A 24039-nucleotide genomic window follows, 5' to 3' on the forward strand; every position below is an offset into this window, starting at 1 on the left:
TTCATAATTAAGGAAAAGAAATTTTATGCTTAGGGGTACAAAGTTGTACCCTTGTAAAACCTTAAGTTAACTTTAGGGTACAGAGTTGTACACTAACTTATTTTTGTTTTTGCTAAATGCCATCATTTATTTCACGCAAACAAATATTCCGGCTTCTTTAGTGATATGGAAAGGTGTTTTTGTTCTCTGCTCGACAAAATCTTTGAATTCCTGATATTTGCTGAGAATATATTCATTCTGGTTTCCGTGACAGGACAAAATATATTCCATCAATGGCTCAGCCTGGTCAACCTCAAGGTAATCTTCATAAGGCTTCATTTGAATAGAGTTAAAATGAAGTTTAAGAAAATCTTCACCATTATCAAGACCAAATTTTTCATAAAGTTTATTTGATGACAAATTTATACGGTTGTCAAAAGATTTGACAAGTTTGTCAATCTCACACATATGCTTATTTCCGTAAGTGCTACATATGAAACGACCGCCTTTCTTTAGAACTCTGTTGACTTCAGAGAGAGCAGTATCAATATTTTCACAGTAGAAAAGCACATGATTAGCAATTACAAGGTCAAATTCTTCATCTTTATATGGAATATTTTCGCAGTCAAATGTTCCAAAAGAAAATCGTGTGTCAGCAAGTCCGATGGCACGTCTGGTATCACGAATCATTCCCTGAGAAATATCAGAAAGATAAATGTTAATGTCAGCAGGCACTTTGTCCATGTTTTGGGTCCAAAGGGCTCCGCTTCCGCAACCAATTTCCAAAACCTTTATGCCCGGTTGAATATCGTAATTGTCATAAAGCCAGTTAAACCAATGCTGCTCATTATGAGAGTATAGATTATGCAAATTAATTCTGGCAGAAATATTAGAAGCATTCTGATACTGTGTTTTTATGGAATTTTCTGCATTTGTCAAATGAATAAGCTCTAACATCTGGCTCCAGTCAACATGATGTTCCTTTGTTAAGGCGGCTGTTGTGTCTTTAATCGCCTTTTCAACCATTTGCATTTGCTCAATTCTATCCTGAACAAGTTTAAGCTGCATATTCAATGAATTGAGAAGCATTTGCGAATTACTGTCGTCGATTGTGATTTCTCTAATGTCATCCAAAGAAAAACCAAGGTATTTGAGCAAAAGGATTTGCTGTAATCTAACCAAATCCTCATGAGAATAAAATCTTGCTCCGTAATCAGTTATATAAGTTGGTTTTAAAATATTCTGTTTATCGTAATAACGTATTGTTCTCACGGAAACATGTGCCATTTTGGCAAATTCCCCTGATGAATATAAATCATCTTTCTGCATAACAAAATCCTCTCGTTACCATATGTGTTATCAAAAATTTAATCTTGTGTAATCGTAACACAATTAGTAAAAAAACGCCATATTACACAGCAGTACAAAACAAAATCCACATCAAAATATAATTGGTATAACGACATATTGCATAGCATTATAAAGCAAAATTCACATCAAAATTTAATTAGTAAAAAAGGCCATATTGTACAATGGTGCAACGTAAAAATTGTGCTTATTAATATTTGATATAATACCTTTAAAATAGTATAATTAAAGTATTATTTAACGTGTTAATTTTCTAAGTCTGTATTGAGAGTACAGATAGGAAAAATAAAATTTAAGGAAAGGATAAAATTATAAAAACGACCAAATGAATTATTTAGGTCAGATTACAAAATGAGATAAAATTATAGAAAAAATTTAGAAACGGATTAAAAAAATAAAAAGGATTAAAAAGAAAACTAAAGTAATATTAAATTTGAATTTAAGAACAAAATGAAAAACTAAAATATAAATTTATAGGAAAGACAAATAAAATAATTTTATGATTTGCAGTATGGCATAAAGTAACAAATTTATGACTGATAGTATGAAAATAACAAATACGGCAATTATGCAGGGAAAAATTACGGAAAATTTGTTGAAAAGAGGGATGTAGAGATGTTCGGGTATAAACAATTATTAAATTGTATATTTGCATCTGATGATGGAGGTGGAAGGTACCTCGTTTTTAATCAGAACGAAAATACATGGATTCTTCCGGCAGATAAATTGAAATTGGCGATTGAAATGTGTCAGCCTTATTCTAAGAAGGATCAGAAAAGAAGAGATTTAATTTTAACGGTAAAGGATGTTGGATTTGCGCTTCGCAAAATGGGAGTTGAGACAGTTAACTTATTGTTACAGCCACAGTTAAAAGAATATATAGACGGATTAGTTGGAACGGAAAATTATTATGTAGCAGCTTATATGGGAGATATTTCATCTGAATTAAACCAAAAAGTTACGCTACAGATTTTTACGAATGAGAAGATATTGTGCTATTTGAGAATTTCTAATTCTTCTGAAGTTATTAATGTGATGAAGCACGAGATAGATATGATTGACTTTTTGCATGAAAAAGAAGTAGCAAACATTCCTGAAATAATAGATACGTCTATTATTGGGGATTTGCATATTTTTGCACAAAAAAGCGAGAAGAAACTTTCAGAAAAAGTTAAACTTGAATTTGATGATAGGCATATGAAGTGTCTTAAAGACATTATGGACAAAACAAAGATATTATGTAAATATGAGGAGACAGATTTATATAGATTAATTCAGAAATTAAAATCCGAAATAAAGATAAAGTTCCCTAAAAATGAGGGAATGATATTACAGCATTCAATTAGAATTATAGAAAACCAGCTTAAAGAAACAGAGGATTATTATGCGGTTAGTCACGGTGATTTTTCGCCTTGGAACATTTATTATAATAGCAAAAAAGAAGTGTGCATGTATGACTTTGAGTATGCGCATTATGAGATGCCTGAATACGTAGATGCATTTCATTATTTAACCAAAATGTCTTTATACGGTTTGCAGAATGATGGCGACAAGACGATTGCCGTGTATGACAAATATAAAAAATTATTGTCACAGTACATAGATAAAGATACTGATTTTGTGTATTTATGTTATTTGATTGGCATAATCAGTTCTTATAGTACAAATGCGGCAGAAAAGTTTAGCATTTATGCATACAAATATTTAGATTGGATAGCAATTGTTTCTTATTTAAATAGTAGATTAGACTAATTGGGTTGAAAAATTAATTACAAATTATGAAAAGGAGAAAATAATGGGAGATAAGAATATTTTACTATTATTAGATAGGATGGAATTTTGTGCCCTAAATTCCACTGTATTAAGTTATGTCAAAAATATGGATAGGAATAAATTTCATTTTGATATATTAGTTGCAGCAAATCAATTAGGAAGTATGGAGAAGCAGTTTAGCAATGAAGGATGCAATGTATTCTGCTTATGTGCGAGTACTTCCGATAGAAAATTTAAAACTAAATTTGCAGAATTCATTCAGAAAAGAAATAAATACGATGTTGTACATTCTTTTTTGAAAAATGGAATGGTCGCTTTAGCTGTGGCAAAAGAAAATGAAATACCGGTAAGAATTATTAACTGTAGTGAAAATGACGTCGCTCATAATAGAAAAAATAATAAAAATGATGAAATCACACACATAGTCACAACAGGAAATAACAATCAATCGGATAATACAGCTGCATCCGGTAAAAAGAATGCTGATACGAATGAAATTAATTTGTATAATAATGGAAGTAAAAGTGTTAATCGGGAAATATCCGGAGTAGACCATGTTAACACAAATGCAGCAGTGACAAATGAAATCGATGAAGGTAATGAAGGCATAATGGTGCCGAATGAAAATAAAGAGGAAATTGTTTCTGTGAATAAGGCAGTTGATGTAATTGAATATGAGTTTAATTTAGATACTGCAAAAGAGTTTAGAAGTTCTCTTGGAATAGATGACAACCAGATTGTTTTTTTGCATATTGGAAATATAAGTGACCAATTTAATCAGAAATTTTCTATAGAAATATTTCGTGAATTAAGAGAAGTTAAAAATGCATGTCTTTTATTTATAGGTAATGAAGATAATAAGAAGGAAATAAATGAAATCAAATTCTTTAAAAAGTATGCTTCGAGATATGGATTTGAAGAAAGGTTGTATTTTCTTGGATCTATGGAAAACCTTGATAAAGCTTTATCGGCATCAGATATTATTCTGGCTCCATGGAAAAAGACAGCATTGTCAACAGCACTTTTGGCGGCACAGGCAAGTGGCGCTAAAATATTTGCATCAGATGTTTTAAGTGAAAAGATTAATGTTACGGATACAGTGCATTTTTTATCATTAAAAAAACCGGCACGTGCATGGGCGTGTGAGATTATGAATTTTATATTTAATGAAGATAAAAGAATTATAAGCACAAATAATCAGATAGAAAGCCGTAGGCATCTATCAGAGCATAATTGCAATATAATTTTAAGAAATGGATATGATATTATTGATAATCTAAAGAAGATAAATAGAATTTATGAACTATGAGACTAAAGTGGGATTTCTGAAATGTGTGATTAGAATAGGATCTCTGTAATTCGAGACTAAAGCAGGATTTCTGAAATGTAATTAAAAAATACGGCTGAATTTCAAAATAAAATTCAGCCGTATTTTTTGGAGATTCATAATAACTAAATCTCATATTACTATTAAAAAATCTAAAGCATCTAAGCTTTTATATTATCATTCTATAGCGATTAGTATTAAAAATTAGTCTGAAAGAGGAATTCCTCTGTGAGGTACAGATGTTGAGAAAACAATCTGAGTCTTTGTGCTTCCAAACTTCTGAAGTTCGCCGATAAAATGGTCAAGTTCTTCAGTGCTTTTAAACATTACTTCAATAAGCATTGCGTATTCTCCTGTTACGCAATTACATTCAATAACGTTATCACAGCTCTTTATGTATGGGTAGAAGTCTTTCTTCTGTCCCGGTTTTACTTCCAAATTAATAAATGCCTTAATATGATATCCTAATTCAGCAGGATTGATTATTGCATTGTAGCCTGTTATAATTCCGGCTTTCTCAAGACGTTCAATTCTTGCAGAAACTGCCGGGGATGAAAGAAACACCTGACTGGCTATTGCCTTAAGGGGGGTACGGGCATTTTCGTGAAGCAGTCTGATAATTTGTTCATCAATGTGATCAAGTTCATGTCTCATAGTAGTTCTCCTTTAATTTCATATTATTTTTCAGCCTGTTATTAATAAAGTTAAGTTTAAACTTTATTTTAACACAGATATTATAACACACACTTTATAAAAATTACAAAGGAAAATTTACTAAATAAAGAAAAAAGGAAGAAAAAGTTCATAAAAAAAGATCTAATAAAAAATAACTTAAAATAAAACAAATTAAAAAACTTTTTTAAGTAAAAATTTATGATGGAAATAAAACATATTTAATTAAGAAAGAAAACGTTCAAAAAAACTTTTGCACTTTTATTAGTGAAAATTTTATTGTGAAAAAATTAACAAAATACTTGATAAGTTTGAAATAAAATGATAATCTATTGAAATATTAATGGGGATTTGAAATAAAGTTTATTTTCTTAAATAAAAAATGTATATAAGTTAAATAAAACAAGTAAAAATACGATATAGTTAATTTTGTTAAATGCTGGAAATGATAAACTTTATTAGCCTCAAAATTATTAAAAGAAAAATTGAAAACAGGAGGAAATTTGAAATGGAGAATTTGGTTTATTTAGCTCCGATAGCAGGTGTTATTGCTTTAATTTTTGCAGCATACAAAGCAGTGGTTATTGGAAAAGCTAAACCTGGAAATGAAAGAATGGTAGAAATTTCAGACGCCATTGCAGAAGGTGCTAAAGCATTTTTATATTCAGAATATAAGGTTTTAGTTATTTTTGCGGCAGTGCTTTTTATAGTTATTGGATTTGGAGTTAGCTGGCTTACAGCCGTTTGTTTCTTAGTTGGAGCAGCTTTCTCAACTTTAGCAGGTTATTTTGGAATGACAGTTGCTACTAAGGCAAATGTTAGAACTGCAAATGCAGCTAAGGAAAGTGGTATGAATAAGGCTCTTTCAATTGCATTCTCAGGTGGTGCAGTTATGGGTCTTTGCGTTGTAGGTCTTGGTATTGTTGGACTTAGCGTTATTTTCATTGTGCTTAATGCTACAACAGGAATTACTTCTAATTCAGTTAGTATACTTACAGGATTTAGTTTAGGTGCTTCATCAATTGCTCTTTTTGCAAGAGTTGGTGGTGGTATCTATACAAAGGCAGCAGACGTTGGTGCTGACCTTGTTGGTAAAGTTGAAGCTGGTATTCCTGAAGATGATCCAAGAAACCCGGCAGTTATCGCTGATAACGTAGGTGACAATGTAGGTGACGTTGCAGGTATGGGTGCTGACTTATTTGAAAGTTATGTTGGTGCTTTAGTTTCAGCAGTTACATTAGGTATTGTTACAACATTGGGAGATGCTACATCATTTATGACAGCTCTTTTCCCACTTGTTATTGCAGCAATCGGTATTCTTGCTTCTGTAATCGCAACTTTCTTTGTTAGAGGTAAAGAAGGTTCTGATCCTCAGAAGGCTTTAAATGCAGGCGAATATACAGCTACAGTTTTAGTTATTATTGCATCAGCAATTTTAAGCAAAGTATTTTTCGGTGGATTCGATGCATTTATCGCAATTATTTCAGGTCTTATCGTTGGTACTATTATTGGTAAAGTTACAGAAATGTATACTTCAGAAAAATATAAGAGTGTTAAAGAAATCGCTGAAAGCTCTCAGACAGGTTCAGCAACAAATATTATCAGCGGTTTATCAGTTGGTATGAAATCAACATTTATTCCTATCATCATCGTTGCAATCGGTATTTTAGTTGCTTTCCATTTTGCTGGAATGTATGGTATCGCTCTTGCAGCAGTTGGTATGCTTTCAACAACAGGTATGACAATCGCAGTTGATGCTTATGGTCCAATTGCTGATAATGCAGGTGGTATTGCAGAAATGTCAGAACTTGATGAAAGCGTTAGAGATATTACAGATAAATTAGATGCAGTTGGTAACACAACAGCAGCAATTGGTAAAGGTTTTGCCATTGGTTCAGCAGCACTTACAGCTTTATCATTATTTGTTTCATTTGCTGAAACAGCAGGCATTACAAAAGAAGGAATTAACATCCTTGATGCTCCTGTAGTTGCAGGTTTATTCATTGGTGGTATGCTTCCATTTATGTTCTCAGCTTTAACAATGTCTTCAGTTGGTAAGGCAGCAAATAAGATGATTGAAGAAGTTCGTCGTCAGTTCAAAGAAAAACCGGGAATCCTTAAAGGAACAGAAAAACCTGACTATAAGACATGTGTTGGTATTTCAACACAGGCAGCTTTACATGAAATGATTATTCCGGGTGTTATGGCAGTAGTAGCACCATTATTAATCGGATTCTTACTCGGCGTAGAAGCTCTTGGTGGTATGCTTGCAGGTGCACTTGTAAGTGGTGTTATGATGGCTATCTTCATGGCAAACGCAGGTGGTGCTTGGGATAACGCTAAGAAGTATATCGAAGGTGGTTTCGCAGGCGGAAAAGGAAGCGATGCTCATAAGGCAGCAGTTGTTGGTGATACAGTAGGTGATCCGTTCAAGGATACATCAGGACCATCAATCAATATCTTAATCAAATTAATGACAATTGTTTCACTTGTATTTGCAGCAGTAATTGCTCAGTACGGCGGAATTTTATTCTAAAGACAATAAAATTAAAATATGGTTACAAACTATTATTAGTTTTAACAATACATTATTTCCTATAGGGAAAATCTTATAACTTTAGTATTACGAAAAAACAGAGGATGCGAGTTTATAACTTCGCATCCTCTGTTTTTTAGGGCTTAGACATGTGAAACAAAATAAAATATCCATTTCTCCTAAAAGTTGATACCTAATATATAGAAAATTAAATGGCAGTTTGCACCTTGTAGAAAGTGACACAAATATACTAAACAACATAAATTAGTATAAGTGGAATTTAGAAAGAGGTACCGTATGCAGATATATGTTGTGGAACCACTGGATACAGTTGATAGCATTGCAAATAAATTTGGAACACCGGTAGAAGAAATAATATTTGCAAATCAGCTTATTTATCCGTATAAATTAGCAGTTGGGCAGGCTCTTTTAGTTGAATTTCGACCAAATCAGTATAGAACAAGAAGAGTAATAAATGGCTATGCGTATCCTTTTATAAGTAATTATGTGTTGAGAGTAACTTTGCCGTATTTGTCAGGATTATATATTTTTTCGTATGGATTTACTAAGGAAGGGGAAGTTGTGTCTCCGGCTTTAGATGACCAGTGGATGATAAATGAAGCCTATGAAAATGATACCAAGCCTGTACTTACGCTTACTCCATTTGATGAAAATGGAGTATTTAGCAATAATTTGATTACAGCTCTAGTTAATAATGAGCAGGCAATTGAAAACCTGATAGGCAATTTGATTTATTTAATGAATGAAAAGGGCTTTGCAGGGCTTGATATAGATTTTGAATATATTTATAAAGAAGACAGAGATGCCTTCACAAGTTTTGTTGCAGAATGTACAAGACGAATGAATGAGTATGGAATTTGGGTGTCAGTGGCACTTGCACCAAAGACGTCATCTGACCAGAAAGGTTTGCTATATGAAGGAAAAGATTATGGTGGACTTGGTGCTGCCGCAAATTCAGTCCTTTTGATGACATACGAATGGGGTTATACTTATAGTTCACCAATGGCGGTGGCGCCAATTAATAAAGTCAGACAGGTAATTGAATATGCACTTTCACAAATTCCTGAGGCAAAAATCGATATGGGAATACCAAACTACGGCTATGATTGGACTTTGCCATATGAAAAAGGTGTGACTAAAGCTAAGACAATTGGAAATGTTGAGGCAATTCAACTAGCAATTAATAATGGCGCTACAGTACAATATGATGATGTGGCACAAACTCCATTTTTTAATTACACAATCGGAAATGAAATACATGAGGTATGGTTTGAAGATGTAAGGAGCATAAATGCAAAATTAAATTTAATTGATGAATACAATCTTAGGGGGGCAGCTTATTGGCAGATAATGAGATTGTTTAGAGCAAACTGGCTGCTTGTTGAAAGTAAGTTTGAGGTAAAATAAAAACTAAAATAGTAGTCTTTTTTTGTTTGCTACAGATATTAATACGTAGTATAATCTTTTTTATTAGTGAAAATTATTATGCTCTTAAAAATGAGATTAAGTAATAGGGCAGATGATTCCTTATTTAATGCAGGCAAAAAAATAGTTGTTTAATATAAGGAATGGTATTTTTTAATAATTAAGCGGAAAGGAAATACAGTTTAAAGAGATGAATGTGTTTATTAATTGTCTGGTATTCTTTTTTATTTATGCTTTTCTTGGATGGTGCGTTGAAGTTTCGTTTGTTGCAATTACAAGGGGAAAAGTAGTAAACAGAGGATTTTTGAATGGACCTGTTTGCCCGATTTATGGAGTTGGGATGGTTGGAATCCTATATGCACTAGAACCACTTAAGGATAATGCAATTGTGTTATTTATAGGTGGTGTGGTAATTTGTTCAGTGCTAGAATTATTTACCGGTTGGATTTTGGATAAAATATTCCGTATGAGATGGTGGGATTATTCAGAAAATAGATTTAATATAGGTGGTTATATTTGCCTGGAGTTTAGTATAAAGTGGGGTCTTGGAAGTATGATTATGGTTAACATGATTCATCCAATGATTTATGGTGTGGTAAGTAAGATTCCGCTTATGGTAATATATGCTTTGTTAGTAATATTTGCGATAGCATTTATTATTGATATAATTGTAACTGTTAAGGAAATTGTAGGATTTAAGAAGAGTCTTGGACAGCTTGAAAAAATTGCTGACGGCCTTAAAGATATTGGAGATCAGCTTAAAGATGTGGTTGGAAATTCAGCAATTACTGTTTCTGAAAAAACAGAAGAAGGCAAGGAAAAACTTGCAGAAGCGACGGCTGAAAGCCGCGTGAAGATTGCAGAAGCAACAGCTAATAGTAAGGAAAAGATTGCAGAAGCAACAGCAAGTAGTCGTGAAAAGATTGCAGAAGCAACAGCAAGTAGTCGTGAAAAAATCGCAGAAGCAACAGTTAACAGCCGTGAGAAAATTGCGAGTGCATATGAGACAAGCATTGTTGAATTAAAGATACAGAAATTAGAAATGGAAGCTAAATATGCAGCTATGCTTCTTAAAGCACAGAAATTAGGAAAAAGACAGGTTAAAGCGTTTCCAAAACTTAGAGTTAGCGGCTCGACAGTTAGTGTCAGAGAAAGACTTACTGATTTTGGAAATAAGCTTAGTAAAAAATAATAAAAATAATACAAAGACATAACATTAGGAGGAGAACATGAACATTAAAGGACAGTCATTTTTAAAATTATTGGATTTTACACCAAAACAGATTGGGGAATTTATTGATTTGGCAGCGCAGTTAAAGGCAAAAAAGAAAGGCGGAGAGCTCGTTGATGTATTAAAAGGAAAGAATATAGCAATTATATTTGAAAAAACAAGTACAAGAACAAGATGCTCTTTTGAAGTTGCAGCTCATGATTTAGGAATGGGAGTTACATATTTAGACCCAACAGGTTCACAGATTGGTAAGAAAGAAAGCATTAAAGATACTGCAAGAGTATTAGGAAGAATGTTTGATGGTATCGAATATAGAGGATTTGAACAGGAAATAGTTGAACAGTTGTCAGAATATGCAGGAGTACCTGTATGGAATGGACTTACAAACGAATTTCATCCAACACAGATTTTAGCAGACTTTCTTACATTAAAGGAAAAGTTTGGAAAATTAGAAGGACTTAAATTTGTATACATGGGCGATGCACGTTATAACATGGGAAATTCGCTCATGGTCGGATGCGCAAAAATGGGAATGCATTTTGTAGCATGTGCACCTAAAAAATATTGGCCGGCTAAAGAACTTATTGATGAATGTCAGGCAGTTGCTAAAGAAACAGGAGCAATTTTGGAATTTATTGAAGACCCTATGGTTGCAACTAAGGATGCAAATGCAATCTATACTGATGTATGGGTTTCAATGGGCGAACCTGATGAAGTATGGGAAGAACGTATCAATGACTTACTTCCATACAGAGTGACAATGGATTTAATTAACAATGCTGATAAGGATGTTGTATTTATGCATTGCCTTCCGGCTTTCCATGATTTAGATACAAAGATTGGCAAACAGATTTATGAAAAATTCGGACTTACGGAAATGGAAGTTACAGATGAAGTATTTGAATCAGAACATTCAGTAGTATTTGATGAAGCTGAAAACAGAATGCATACAATAAAGGCTGTAATGGCTGCTACACTTGGTGCAGAATTTTAGTAATAATGTGCCTGAAAAAATATAAAAATTTAACAGCACAATTATGGCAAATGTAACAACTCGAGTGGGATAACCTGCTCGAGTTGTTTATCAATAGGAATGGAGAAGTGAATGAGATTTTTACATCTTGCGGATTTGCATATTGGGAAAAGAGTAAATGGATTTTCCATGATAGAGGATCAAAAATTTGTTTTTGAACAGGTTTATAATGTAATAGAAAATGAAAAGATAGATGGAATTATTATGGCGGGGGATATTTACGATAAGCCGGTTCCGTCTGCGGAGGCAGTTAAGTTATTTGACGAAATGTTGACAAGACTCGTGTCTATCAATTTGCCGATTTTTGTAATAAGCGGAAATCATGACAGTGCTGAGAGAATAGGATTTGGTTCAGATATACTGTCTGCGGCAAAGGTTTATATGTCGAGAGTGTATAATGGCAATTTACAAAAAATAGAATTAGAAGATGACTATGGCAAAATAAATGTTTATTTATTGCCATTCATAAAGCCGGCAACGGTAAAAAATATTTATAAAGAGGCTGAAATTAAAGACTATGATGACGCATTAGAGTACGTTCTAAGTCAGGAAAAAATTGATAAAACAAAGAGAAATGTGATTGTGTCACACCAGTTTGTTACAGGTGCGTTGAGAAGCGAATCAGAAGAAGTTTCAGTTGGCGGACTTGATAATGTTAGCGTTGAAAATTATGAAGCATTTGATTATGTTGCGTTAGGACACATTCATAGAGCTCAGCAAATGGGCAGGGAAAGTGCACGTTATGCAGGAACATTGCTTAAGTATTCATTCTCAGAAGAAAAACATAATAAGTCAATGACGATTGTTGATTTAAAAGAAAAAGGAAATATAGAAATTAAAGAAATTCCCGTAAAGCCGTTACATGATTTAAAGACAATTAAAGGAAAGTTCAGCAAAATAACAAGTGAAGAGTTTTACAAAGAATTAAAAAAAGAAGACTATTACAGAGCAGTGCTTACAGATGAAGATGATATTTTGAATGCAATAGGAAAATTAAAAAGCATTTATCCAAATCTGATGAGCATGGAATATGACAATACGCGAACACGTTCATATTCTGTTGTTGATAATGTTGAAACAGGAGAGACTAAATCTCCATTGGATTATTTTGAGGAATTTTTTGAAAAACAGAATGGACGGAAAATGTCAGAAAAGCAAAGGAATTACCTGTTGGAAATTTTAGGAGAAGCAAGGGAGGAAAGCCATGAGACCAATTAAATTAGTTATGTGTGGTTTTGGACCTTATGCAGACAAAACCGTAGTTGATTTTACATTATTAGGTGAAAGCGGATTGTATTTGATTACAGGTGATACAGGAGCCGGAAAGACGACTATATTTGATGCAATTTCATATGCTCTTTATGGAGAGGCAAGCGGACAGGTAAGAGAAGTGAAATCTCTTAGAAGCAAATATGCTGATGATGAAACGGAAAGCTATGTTGAATTAGAATTTGAATATAGAGATGAAAAATATAAAATCAGAAGAATTCCTGAATATATGCGTAAAGCAAAACGTGGGGACAAACTGGTTGTACAGAAGGAAGAGGCAGAATTATATTTTCTTACTAAGGACAGAGAACCAATTATAAATAAAAAGAATGTAAATGATGCAGTTACAGAAATTATAGGACTAGATAGAGGACAATTCTCTCAGATTGCCATGATTGCACAGGGAGATTTTATGAAAGTTCTGCTTACGGGAACTGATGAACGTAGTAAAATTTTAAGAAAGATATTTAATACAAATGAATATCTTGATTTACAGGAAAAATTAAAAAGAAAAAAGAATGAACTTAAGTTTAAGTATCAGGATATTGAGAAGTCAATCAAAAATTACATTGCAAGTGTTCAGTGTGGCAATGATGAAAATGATAAAGAAAAATTAAAACAGATTATTGATGACAACACATTTTGGAAGACAGAAGATATTAATAATTTTATTTTAGAACTTATTAATAAAGACAAAGATTTGTTAAAAACTTTAGAAAAAAATAAAAAAGAAGTTAATAAGAATCTTGAAAAAATTAATGAGACAATTGGTAAAACAGAAAATGTTTTGGCAGGTATGAAAAACATTGAAAATAATGAAAATGAACTTGCTAAAGTATTAGAAGTTATGCCGAAGCTCTTAGAAGATTATAATTTGCAAAAAGAGACGGAAAGTGAACGCGAAAAGCTTGCAACTGAAATCGAGATAGAAAAACAAAAACTTGAAAGCTACAATGAACTTACTAAAGAACTTGAAAGTTTACATAACAGACAGGTAAATTTGATAAAATTAACAAATAAAGAAACTAAAATTAAAGACGATGTAGAAAATAATGAAAATAGTATTTTGATTTCTGAAAAAAGGCTTGAAGAAATAAAAGGCTGCGAAGTTGAATTTGAAAAATGCCAGAGCAGCATTAAGAGTGTTGAGGATAAGATAAATCTTTATTCTAATTTGAAAAAATTGTTTAAAAAATATGTTGAAGTCAAAGATGAGCATAAGTCTTTAAAGGAAAAATATGTGGAAAGCGTTAATGAGTATAATAACGCATCACAAAATTATGAAAGTCTTATGGCTAAGTACATGGATGCGCAGGCTGGTATGCTTGGACAAAATCTGAAAGAGGGAGAACCTTGTCCTGTTTGTGGTTCGACAAGTCATCCTCATATAACTGAGGTTAAAGATGAAATTCCGTCTGAGAAAGATTTGAAAAATGCTAAAAATCTTAGACAGAAAAAGGAAGAGAAAAGAAGTGAAATTTCAGGTAATTTGAGGGCGAAAATTACAGAAATCGATTCGTTGAAAGAAAGAATAGATGATGTAGTAAATGAAAATCCAAATGAATTTGCTGAAAGCATAGATGAGAATAGCTTTAATATTTTAGAAGAAAATACAAAGAAGTTAAACGATGATATAAAGAACTTAAATGTTAAAGCTAAAGAATTGTCAGATTTTAAAGAAGAGAAGAAAACAATTGAAGAAAATTTGCCTAAACTAAAGAACGAACTTGAAAGTAAAAAAACAGAAATTGTGGAAATTTCAAATAAAATAATTGAAGAAAATACTAATATTGCAAATGCAAATATCAGAATAGAAGAACTTCAGTCTAAACTTAAATACTCAAGTCTGAAAGAAGCAGAGGAATATATCAGCAGTTTGCAGGATAAAAGAAACAGGCTTATTAAGTTATTTGAAAAGGCAAGAGATAACTATGAAGAAGCAAAGGAAAGAAAATCCGGGCTTGAAAATGCGATAGCGGCTTTGAAAAATCAATTTAAAAATTCAAAGGTTGAAGATTTGGATGAATTAAAGGAAGAAAAGAAGCAGCTTCAAAGTATGGAAAAGGAACTTGGAAAGAGTGAAAAAGAAGTTCATTCACGACTGGATATGAATAAATTTGCAAATGAAAGAATTGAGAAGTGTATGGATGAAGCCGTGGAAGTAGAAGATAAGCTGCAGGTTGTTGGCAGTCTGGCGGATACATGCAATGGAACTCTTTCTTCGAAGTCAAGAATTACTTTAGAAACCTATGTCCAAATGGAAATGTTTGATAGAATTATAGTCAAGGCAAACAGCCATTTCAGGGATATGACTTCAGGTCAGTATGAGTTGAAGAGAAAGCGTGAAGCTGACAATAAGGTAAGCAAGAGCGGATTAGAGTTAAATGTTATCGATTATTATAGTGGAAGTGAAAGGGATATAAAAACTCTTTCAGGTGGAGAATCATTTAAAGCTTCTTTGTCGATGGCATTAGGTTTGTCTGACGAAATCCAGGCTAAGTCCGGAGGAATAAAGATTGATACATTATTTGTAGATGAGGGATTTGGATCATTGGATGGAGAATCGCTTGAAAGTGCAATGAGGGCATTAAGTTCGATTACAGATGTAGGAAGACTTGTAGGGATTATATCGCATGTATCAGAACTTAAGACCAGAATTGACAGGCAGATTGTGGTTACGAAAGACAAAGAGAAAGGAAGCAAACTTGAAATAATAAATTAAATGTAAATTGTGTTGATAGGGAATTCAGATTGACTATTAAAATTAGTGACAAATTTAAAACGAAAGGTGTGTAATAATACACAAAGGTAAAAATAGTGAAAAATATATTTGACAGTGAAGGAAAATTAATGACATTTTTAGATGGATTTGCAGATGTAATGGTTTTGGCAATATTGTGGGTAATTTGTTCTTTGCCAATAATTACAGTTGGCGCATCTACAACAGCATTTTACTCAGTAATGATGAAATTAGTTGTTGGTGAGGAGTCATATGTGGTAAGAAGTTTCTTTAAGGCTTTTAAGGAGAATTTTAAAATATCAACAATTGTATGGCTTATAATGGGAACAATCGGAGGATTAGTTTGTACAAGTCTTTATATTGTATTTAACTCATCTAAAGTAGGAAGCAAATTGTTTTATGCATTACCATTTTATTTGTTAGTACTCATTATTTATACAATGACGATTAATTTTGTATTCCCATATATCGCAAAATTTTATGATACTGTTAAGAGGACTTTAATGATTTCATTAATATTTTCAACAAGACATTTTCTTCAGTCAATTTTACTTATTATAATTGATGTAGCAATATTCATATTTGCTTTTAAGATTCCGGCGTTATTTATTTTATTCCCATTAATATCAGGATTTTGCCATGCAAAAGTATATCAAAAGATATTTGCTAAAATAATTGATGCAAGAGATGAAGAGAATAATGAAAGTAATATGGTACAGGAATTAGATTAAAAGTGTATGTTTATATAGAGTAATGTGGTAAAATAAATACGGGTGAGAGTAAATTGAAACTATTAATTTACAAAGGGAGAATTTGAATGGGGAAATACATGATTATTCCATATATCTTATTGGGGGTAATGGATGTAAGGTATCTTAAATTAAGTTTAATACATAAAAATAGGACAGGAAAAAGCATTGCATTATTTATGGAGAGTAATCTTGTTGCAGTAATACTCGGAATTATAATGCAGGGTATTGGTTCGAATTTTATAGATAGCATTCTTATATGGCCATTTTATGCATGCTTTACATGGATGATATTGGCATTAATAGAATATGCATTTGAATATACAGGGTTAGGTAAAGCATTTGAATGCTTCAAATATATTAAAAGAGCTGTGTTTGTATTTACAATTGTGGATACTATAAATATGTTTATACATTCAATTATTAAAATTGAGAATGTAAGGATGAATAAAAGTGGTGTGGCTGCATGGCTTTATAATTTGGGATATGATGCACACATATTTATTACATATGTATTTGTCGCAGTTTTTATATTGTGCTTCATATACCGTATATTAAATTCGCCACGTATTTATAAGGTGAAATATATGCAGATATTAACATGCATGATAATTGTGTCCTGCATTAATATTGTAATGTTTCAGCTTAGATTGTGGGAGAATGTATCATTATTGTTTTATGGTATATTAGGTGCATTTGTTTATGAAATAACATTTCAATATAGTCATAAAGTTGTTAAGAACAGGGCACTGCAGAAAATTGCTGAGGAATCAGAACTGCCGATGGTAGTATTCGGCACAGATGATAGCATAATTGCCTATAATAAAGAAGCGGAAAGATTATTTGATAAATGCACACAAAAGTGTTCGCTTGAGGAATTTTGTAAAGCATATAATTTATATACACCTGCCGCGTTAGAGAAAACTTATCACAAAAAAATAAGTATTATGCATGAAGATAAGAAACTTTATTTTCAGTGTAAATATGGCGAATTATGTGAAAATGATAATATAGCATATGCAAAATACTTTGTATTTGAAGATATAACGGAAATAACAATCGTTAATTCTGTTATGAGATATTTGGAAACTCATGATGAACTTACAGGACTGTACAATATGAAGAGGTTCTATGAAAAAGTAAATGAGATAACAAATAAATACCCGGATGATAAATTTGCAATTATGATATTTAACATATCAAGATTTAAAATCGTAAACGATATGTTTGGAAGAAAAATGGGTGATGCCATTCTTAAGCAGATTTCAGAAAACTGTTTAGCGCAGTGCTCTGATAAAAGGGTATATGCGAGAGTGGAAAGTGATAATTTTATTACATTATGTCCTAAGAGTGATTTGGTAATAAAAGACCTTGAGAAGAAAAGAAATATAAAGGTTACTTATAACAACATCACATGTACTGTTCATATCAGATATGGAATTTATGAAGTAGATTATGATTCTAAAGTTGATGTTGGAACTATGTGTGATAGGGCAAGAATGGCGCTTGACTCTATAAAGAATAATGGAAATTGTGTTGCAGCAGTTTATAATGATAATCTTAGAAATAAAATTTTAAAAGAGCATATGTATAAAGAAGAACTTACAAGTGCCATAGAAAATGAAGATTTTAAAGTTTATCTTCAACCCCAGGTCAGATGCGAAGATGGATTGGTAAAAGGAGCAGAGGCTCTTGTGAGATGGGAACACAGAAAATTAGGATTAATTCCACCTGGAGATTTTATAGAGTTCTTTGAACAAAATGGCTTGATTACAGAACTTGATATGTATGTGTGGGAGAAAGTATGCCAGATTCTTAAACAGTGGAAAGAGGAAGGCAGAGATGACTATATTGCAGTAAATATTTCAATGAAGGATTTTTACATTATAGATTTATATAAAGTGTTTACAAATCTTATCGAAAAGTACGGAATTGATAAAAATAAGCTTAGACTTGAAATTACTGAAAGTGCATTTACTCTTGATTTAGAGAAAAATGTAAATGTAATAAAAAAACTTCAAATGTTTGGATTTATTGTAGAAATGGATGATTTTGGAAGTGGATATTCATCTCTTAATGCCTTAAAAGATATTCCGGTTAACATTATAAAGATGGATATGAGGTTTGTATCACAAACACAGGATCCTGCAAGAGCAGATACAATTATCAGAATGATTCTTGCCATGGCAAAAGAACTTAACATGGAAGTTGTTGCAGAGGGTGTTGAAACAGTTGAACAGGCTGAAAAGTTAAAGCAGTATGGTTGTTCGTATATTCAGGGATATTTATATGCAAAGCCTATGCCGGCAGAAGAATATCTTGAATTTGTAAAAAATATGAAGTAGGGAAATTTTAAAAGATAAAAGAAAATTATATATGGTAAACATTAAAATTTTAAATAAGTAAAAGAGTAGGGAAATCTCTAAGAATGTAAGAAAATTTGAAAGAAGAACAAGCAATTAAATAGTGAGGAATATTATACTTGATGAAAGGGCATTTGGCGCCGTCGGTTCAAATATTCGGCGCATAGTCCGGCTGAAACTGTAGGTTTCAAAGCCGGTCTGTGTGCTGAATGTTTAGAACTGCTACGAGCGACAAGCAGCGCGAGCGTCCTTTCAGGAAGTCTAATATTCCTCGCGTCCATAATTGTTGTAAAATTACAAGAATAAGGAGATTCAGATGAAGATTAGTGAATTTGGAAAAACAAAAAATGGGGAACAGACACATTTATTTACTCTTGAAAATAGCAATGGAATGAAAGTTAAAGTATGCGATTATGGTGCAACTCTAGTTTCATTAATTGTGCCGGATAAAGATGGAAAAGACACGGATATAGTTTTAGGCTATGATAATGTTGACCCGTATCAGGGCGCATCAGCTTTTTTTGGAGCAAATGTAGGTAGAAATGCCAATAGAATCAAAGGTGCAAGGTGCATAATTGATGGAGTTGAATACAATTTGGAAAGCAATGATGGTGACAATGGTAATAATCTTCATAGTGGTTCAAATTGTACAGCACTAAAAATGTGGAAAGCAATTTATGATGAGAATGTAAATGATAAGATTTCATTTGAAATATTAAGTAAAGATATGGAGCAGGGATTTCCGGGAAATTTAAAAGTGAATCTTACATACATACTTACAGAGGACAATGAATTGATTTTAAATTATAAAGGAACAACGGATAAAACTACAATTGCTAATTTCACAAATCACTCATACTACAATTTAAATGGCCATGATTCAGGTGAAGTATATGAGCAGAAATTAATGATAAATGGTGATTATTTTACTCCATTTGCCACAAACAATTCTATTCCTTCAGGTGAGATTAGAAGCGTAAAAGGTACACCAATGGATTTTACGGAAATGAAATCAATTGGGAGAGATATTGATGTTGAAGATGAACAGTTAAAATTTGGAACGGGATATGACCATAATTTTATGATAAATGGAAATGCTCATGAATTAAGACTGGCGGCAAAAGCCATCGGAGATAAGTCAGGAATTAAGATGGAACTTTATACAGATACACCGGGATTACAACTTTATACAGCTAATTTTGTATCAGATGAATCAGGAAAAAATGGAGCAGTGTATAACAGACGACATGCATTTTGTCTTGAACCGCAGTATGTACCGGATAATATCAATAATGATAAATTTGAGTCGGCAATTTTAAAACCTGATGAAGAATATAATATGAATATAAAGTTAAAGTTTTTATAAAAAGGGTGAGGCGTCTGCAGTAAAACTGCAGGCGCCTCGTATATTAAAAGAAAATTTGAAAGCTTTATAATGTATCGATAAATCTTGTGAAAGCTTCAAGACCTTCAGGTGTACACTTGTAAACACCAGCGTCTTCGAGAACTTTTACAAATACTTTTCCAATTTCTGATTCAAGAATGTTCATAACATTTTCAGATGTAATGTCATTATATTTTGGAAGAAATTCATCAACCCAGTCAGCATGCTTAGAAATAGATTCATTGCTTCGTATATCTTTTTTATTTACGATATAATCAGCTAATGTTTGTATTTCACCTTTAAGTCTTGAAGGTAAAACTGCAAGACCCATTACTTCAATAAGACCGATATTTTCTTTCTTAATATGATGAAGCTTTTCATGAGGATGATAAACACCAAGAGGATGTTCCTTTGTAGTAATATTATTTCGTAAAGCCAAATCAAGCTCATACATGCCATCCCTAAAACGGGCAATTGGTGTAATTGTGTTGTGTGGTTCACCATCTGTATTTGCATATATAAATGCATCCTCATCAGTATAGTTTCTCCATTTATTTAAAATATGAGAACCTAATTCTACTAATCGGTTGCTGTCTTTTGATTTCAATCTGATTACTGAAAGTGGCCAATGAAGAATTGAACAATCTACATCTTCATAATCTTTAACTTTAAAAGTCTTGATTGAATCAGATTTTGCCATTGCGAATGTATAATGTCCGCCCTGAAAATGATCATGAGTTAAAATTGAACCACCTACAATTGGAAGGTCGGCATTTGAACCTAAGAAGTAGTGAGGCATTAATTTGATAAAATCGAATAACTTGATAAATGTTGCCTTTTCTATCTTCATAGGTGTGTGTGTGCCTGAAAATACAATACAATGTTCATTGTAGTAAACATAAGGAGAGTATTGAAATCCCCAGTCACAATCATTTATCTTTATAGGGATTATACGGTGGTTTTCTCTTGCAGGGTGGTTAATGCGACCTGCATAACCTTCGTTTTCCATACAAAGCTGGCATTTAGGATATGATACACTTGTGCTGTTTTTGGCAGCAGCAATAGCTTTAGGGTCTTTTTCAGGCTTTGAAAGATTGATAGTTATATCAATATCTCCGTACTCAGAAGGTACAACCCATTTCATATCTTTTTTTATTCTGTCGCGACGGATATAATTGCTGTTTTGAGAAAAATCATAGTAAAATTTAGTGGCATCTTCAGGAGATTTAGCATATTCCTTCCAGAAATTTTCTTGAACCTGTGAAGGACGTGGCATAATGCAGTTCATTAATTTTGTGTCAAATAAATCTCTGTAAGTTACGCTGTCTTCAATTATTCCTAATTTTACGGCTTCATCACAAAGAGCAACGAGAATATCGCCAAGGTTTTCTTCTTTGTCATCAACAGCCAAATCTGTATAATCATCTTTTCCAAATACTTCGAGGAGCAAATTAGTAGAATAAATTCTTTCACATTCAGGTATTAAGCCTGTGTTAATTCCATAATTAACTAATTTTTTTATATATAAATCTAACATATAACAACCTTTCTAAACTTTATATTTATGAATAAATATAAGTTTTAAGATATAATGCTAAGAACAGTTAAATCGCCTGTTAACATATAGTAGGAATTTTAATCTTCATATCCGTTTGGATGAGATTTATGCCATTTCCATGCAGTCTCAATAATTTTTTCAACATCAGGATATTCAGGCTTCCATCCTAAAACAGTCTTAGCTTTTTCACTTGAAGCAATAAGCTTTGAAGGATCACCGGCACGGCGAGCTTCGTATTTAGCAGGAATGTCTAAACCTGTAACTTTTCTTGCACTTTCAATTATTTCGTTTACCGTAAATCCAATTCCATTTCCAAGATTAAATACATCACTGTCATTTCCTTCAGCCAAATATTTAAGAGCAAGGATATGTGCCTGTGCCAAATCAGTAACATGAATATAATCACGTACACATGTGCCGTCTTTTGTATCGTAATCATTTCCAAATATAGAAATATAAGGACGTTTTCCAAGTGGAACCTGAAGTACAAGTGGAATCAAATGAGTTTCAGGATTATGGGCTTCTCCAATTTTTCCACTGATATGAGCACCGCATGCATTAAAATACCTTAATGCTACATAACGTAAATTGTGGGCTTTACTTGTCCATTTCATCATTTTTTCCATAGAAAGCTTTGTTTCACCATATGTATTTGTAGGTTCAGTTCTGTCACTTTCTAAAATTGGAATTCTTTCAGGTTCTCCATATGTTGCAGCAGTAGAAGAAAATACAATTTTATCAATTCCATGTTCAACCATGCTTTCTAAAAGAACCATTGTTCCGTATAAATTGTTATCATAGTATTTGAGAGGAACTTTCATACTTTCTCCAACCTGAGAGTTGGCAGCAAAATGAATAACTCCGTCAATTTTTTCTTTTGTAAATAAATCATCTAAGAAATCTTTGTCTCTTATATCGCCTTCATAGAATCTTGCTTTGGGATGAACAGCTGCTTTAAATCCTGTTTGTAAATTATCAACTACGACAACATCTTCACCTCTGTCAATAAGTTCATAAACCGTGTGAGAACCGATATATCCGGCTCCGCCTAATACTAAAATACTCATTGTACCTTCATACCTCCATATTTACGTATTTTTAAAATGTGACATGAGTCTGTGCCAAATATAGATTCAATAAATTTCTTATATTCAGGCACGGCCTCGTTTTTTACAAATGCCTGAATGGTTCCGGCAAATCCACCACCATGAACACGACATACGCCATTATCACCGAGAATATATTCGCTGGCAGCAAGGGCGATGCTTACAGGCTGATTTAAAGGTTCCTTATTTGCATAAATATTCTGCAAAAATTTATATGATGAATTTCCGGATTCCTTAACTGTATCAAGGAATTTGTGGAAATTATTTCCTATTAAAGCATTAACTTCAACTGATACACGTTTATTTTCAGTAAAGAAATGATATGCTCGAAGAACTCCTCTTGAAGAAGCTCCTGCCAATGCCTTAGGTATGTTACTGAAAAATTCATCAGGGTTTACGTCTCCAAGAACTTCTTTGCCAAATACTTTGGCAACTTCTTTCATTTCAGCAGGAATCAAAGCATAATCGTCAGTTAAATCTGCATGGCTACCCTTTGTATCAACAATACATAAACTATATCCTTCGTTTGTAATATCAAAATCAATTTTGTTTACAACAGGATGAGCAGGATCAATAAAATCAATGTTAACAAATCCACCAACGGAGCATGCCATCTGATCCATTAATCCACAAGGTTTTCCAAAATAAACGTTTTCTGCATACTGACTTATAATGGCAATTTCTACTGAAGAAATTTTCATATCATTATACAATCCTGAAAGAATTGTTCCGATAACAGCTTCAAATGCAGCAGATGAAGAAAGACCTGCACCAACTAATACGTCACTTGTAATGTATGCTTTAAATCCACCGACTTTGTATCCACGGTTTTTAAATTCATTAACAACACCTTTAATAAGCGCAACTGTTGTGCCTTTTTCTTCTTCAATAAGTTCTGTATTTGCAGTATCAATTGTAATAAGGTCATATCCTTCAGATACTAAAGAAATAATTCCGTCATCAGTTTTTTGTGTGATAGAAATGGCATCTAAGTTAATAGATGCAGCAAGAACCTGTCCGTGCTGGTGGTCAGTATGGTTACCGCCTACTTCAGTTCTCCCTGGAGCACTATAGATTTCGACCTCTCCTTCACCGAAAAGACTTTCAAATTTATCTAAAGCCTTAATGTATCTGTTGTTCTGGTATCCAATTAAAGATGAATCCTCGTAAATATCCATTAAAAGTGAGTCAAATTCATTTTTGCCAAATAATGATTTTAATTCGTTAATATTCATTTAAATCCTCCGTTAAAAAATAATCCGATTTGTAGTATTCAGAAATAAACAATATTTATAAGTAATCAGAATGAGTGGCTCTAATTAAAGCAAATTAATCTATAATCTAATTGCTGATATTAATTGTTAATTTGTTAGAATACTTTTGCTAATTTAAATATAAACTTATGTTTACTAAAATACAATATAATTTAGTAAACTTATTTGATTTCCGTGTTTACCACTAAATAAATAACAGTAAAATAGTAGAAAATCACAATAAATCATATC

16 protein-coding genes are annotated in these 24039 nt (G+C 32.5%); 11 read left to right on the forward strand and 5 right to left on the reverse strand.

Annotated features, from left to right (window positions below; all coding sequences use genetic code 11):
* Positions 1–126 precede the first annotated feature (126 nt).
* A complete protein-coding gene (locus N5B56_RS11525; RefSeq protein ID WP_022088925.1) occupies positions 127–1308 on the reverse strand; it encodes a MerR family transcriptional regulator in 1182 nt (393 codons plus the stop codon).
* A gap of 654 nt (positions 1309–1962) precedes the next feature.
* Between N5B56_RS11525 and N5B56_RS11530 the strand changes: the two genes are divergently transcribed.
* Positions 1963–3099 carry a hypothetical protein gene (locus N5B56_RS11530; RefSeq protein WP_022088924.1) on the forward strand — a complete coding sequence of 379 codons (1137 nt, stop codon included), beginning with the start codon at positions 1963–1965 and terminating at the stop codon, positions 3097–3099.
* A gap of 43 nt (positions 3100–3142) precedes the next feature.
* Positions 3143–4429, forward strand: a complete 1287-nt coding sequence (locus tag N5B56_RS11535) for a glycosyltransferase (protein ID WP_260979013.1) — start codon at positions 3143–3145, stop codon at positions 4427–4429.
* A 222-nt stretch (positions 4430–4651) separates the two neighbouring features.
* Here the strand turns inward: N5B56_RS11535 and N5B56_RS11540 are convergent, their stop codons facing one another.
* The gene (locus tag N5B56_RS11540; RefSeq protein WP_022088922.1) at positions 4652–5101 is read right to left on the reverse strand and encodes an Lrp/AsnC family transcriptional regulator; all 450 of its coding nucleotides are present in this window, start codon (positions 5099–5101) and stop codon (positions 4652–4654) included.
* A 526-nt stretch (positions 5102–5627) separates the two neighbouring features.
* Here N5B56_RS11540 and N5B56_RS11545 point away from each other — a divergent pair.
* The 9 genes from N5B56_RS11545 to N5B56_RS11585 all read left to right on the forward strand — a co-directional run bounded on the left by N5B56_RS11545 (position 5628) and on the right by N5B56_RS11585 (position 19852).
* Positions 5628–7655: a sodium-translocating pyrophosphatase gene (locus N5B56_RS11545; protein WP_022088921.1), complete on the forward strand. Its 2028-nt coding sequence runs from the start codon at positions 5628–5630 to the stop codon at positions 7653–7655.
* 297 nt (positions 7656–7952) lie between these two features.
* Entirely contained in the window at positions 7953–9083 is a 1131-nt protein-coding gene (locus tag N5B56_RS11550; RefSeq protein WP_260979014.1) for a glycosyl hydrolase family 18 protein, read from the forward strand.
* Between the two features lie 214 nt (positions 9084–9297).
* Positions 9298–10293: a putative ABC transporter permease gene (locus N5B56_RS11555; RefSeq protein WP_260979015.1), complete on the forward strand. Its 996-nt coding sequence runs from the start codon at positions 9298–9300 to the stop codon at positions 10291–10293.
* Between the two features lie 37 nt (positions 10294–10330).
* Positions 10331–11326 (forward strand): ornithine carbamoyltransferase, encoded by a 996-nt coding sequence (gene argF / locus N5B56_RS11560; RefSeq protein ID WP_260979016.1) that lies wholly within the window; start codon positions 10331–10333, stop codon positions 11324–11326.
* Positions 11327–11437: 111 nt separating this feature from the next.
* On the forward strand, positions 11438–12583 hold the full coding sequence (locus N5B56_RS11565; protein ID WP_022088917.1) for an exonuclease SbcCD subunit D: 1146 nt from the start codon (positions 11438–11440) through the stop codon (positions 12581–12583).
* Positions 12570–15356, forward strand: a complete 2787-nt coding sequence (locus N5B56_RS11570; protein WP_260979017.1) for an AAA family ATPase — start codon at positions 12570–12572, stop codon at positions 15354–15356. The genes N5B56_RS11565 and N5B56_RS11570 overlap by 14 nt, the downstream gene beginning before the upstream one ends.
* 95 nt (positions 15357–15451) lie before the next feature.
* Entirely contained in the window at positions 15452–16105 is a 654-nt protein-coding gene (locus N5B56_RS11575; protein ID WP_260979018.1) for a YesL family protein, read from the forward strand.
* A gap of 86 nt (positions 16106–16191) precedes the next feature.
* Complete coding sequence (locus tag N5B56_RS11580) at positions 16192–18468, forward strand: bifunctional diguanylate cyclase/phosphodiesterase (RefSeq protein ID WP_260979019.1); 2277 nt, start codon at positions 16192–16194, stop codon at positions 18466–18468.
* Positions 18469–18802: 334 nt separating this feature from the next.
* Positions 18803–19852: an aldose epimerase family protein gene (locus N5B56_RS11585; protein WP_117910279.1), complete on the forward strand. Its 1050-nt coding sequence runs from the start codon at positions 18803–18805 to the stop codon at positions 19850–19852.
* Positions 19853–19916: 64 nt separating this feature from the next.
* Here N5B56_RS11585 and galT read toward each other — a convergent pair whose 3' ends face one another.
* From galT to N5B56_RS11600, 3 genes are all read right to left on the reverse strand, one after another.
* A complete protein-coding gene (gene galT / locus N5B56_RS11590) occupies positions 19917–21407 on the reverse strand; it encodes a UDP-glucose--hexose-1-phosphate uridylyltransferase (protein ID WP_260979020.1) in 1491 nt (496 codons plus the stop codon).
* Between the two features lie 98 nt (positions 21408–21505).
* Positions 21506–22495: a UDP-glucose 4-epimerase GalE gene (gene galE / locus N5B56_RS11595; protein ID WP_260979021.1), complete on the reverse strand. Its 990-nt coding sequence runs from the start codon at positions 22493–22495 to the stop codon at positions 21506–21508.
* Entirely contained in the window at positions 22492–23769 is a 1278-nt protein-coding gene (locus N5B56_RS11600; RefSeq protein ID WP_260979022.1) for a galactokinase, read from the reverse strand. The genes galE and N5B56_RS11600 overlap by 4 nt, the downstream gene beginning before the upstream one ends.
* Positions 23770–24039: the final 270 nt, after the last annotated feature.

The organism is Eubacterium album (assembly GCF_025336545.1).
Lineage (GTDB): Bacteria > Bacillota > Clostridia > Lachnospirales > Lachnospiraceae > Eubacterium_U > Eubacterium_U album.

Excerpts from the sequence above, each read along its gene's own strand:
- galE (WP_260979021.1), bottom strand. The coding sequence starts at position 22,495 with ATGAGTATTTTAGTATTAGGCGGAGCCGGATATATCGGTTCTCACACG.
- N5B56_RS11565 (WP_022088917.1), top strand. The coding sequence starts at position 11,438 with ATGAGATTTTTACATCTTGCGGATTTGCATATTGGGAAAAGAGTAAAT.
- N5B56_RS11545 (WP_022088921.1), top strand. The coding sequence starts at position 5,628 with ATGGAGAATTTGGTTTATTTAGCTCCGATAGCAGGTGTTATTGCTTTA.
- N5B56_RS11525 (WP_022088925.1), bottom strand. The coding sequence starts at position 1,308 with ATGCAGAAAGATGATTTATATTCATCAGGGGAATTTGCCAAAATGGCA.
- N5B56_RS11600 (WP_260979022.1), bottom strand. The coding sequence starts at position 23,769 with ATGAATATTAACGAATTAAAATCATTATTTGGCAAAAATGAATTTGAC.
- N5B56_RS11530 (WP_022088924.1), top strand. The coding sequence starts at position 1,963 with ATGTTCGGGTATAAACAATTATTAAATTGTATATTTGCATCTGATGAT.
- N5B56_RS11580 (WP_260979019.1), top strand. The coding sequence starts at position 16,192 with ATGGGGAAATACATGATTATTCCATATATCTTATTGGGGGTAATGGAT.
- N5B56_RS11540 (WP_022088922.1), bottom strand. The coding sequence starts at position 5,101 with ATGAGACATGAACTTGATCACATTGATGAACAAATTATCAGACTGCTT.
- N5B56_RS11570 (WP_260979017.1), top strand. The coding sequence starts at position 12,570 with ATGAGACCAATTAAATTAGTTATGTGTGGTTTTGGACCTTATGCAGAC.
- N5B56_RS11550 (WP_260979014.1), top strand. The coding sequence starts at position 7,953 with ATGCAGATATATGTTGTGGAACCACTGGATACAGTTGATAGCATTGCA.
- N5B56_RS11535 (WP_260979013.1), top strand. The coding sequence starts at position 3,143 with ATGGGAGATAAGAATATTTTACTATTATTAGATAGGATGGAATTTTGT.
- argF (WP_260979016.1), top strand. The coding sequence starts at position 10,331 with ATGAACATTAAAGGACAGTCATTTTTAAAATTATTGGATTTTACACCA.
- N5B56_RS11585 (WP_117910279.1), top strand. The coding sequence starts at position 18,803 with ATGAAGATTAGTGAATTTGGAAAAACAAAAAATGGGGAACAGACACAT.
- galT (WP_260979020.1), bottom strand. The coding sequence starts at position 21,407 with ATGTTAGATTTATATATAAAAAAATTAGTTAATTATGGAATTAACACA.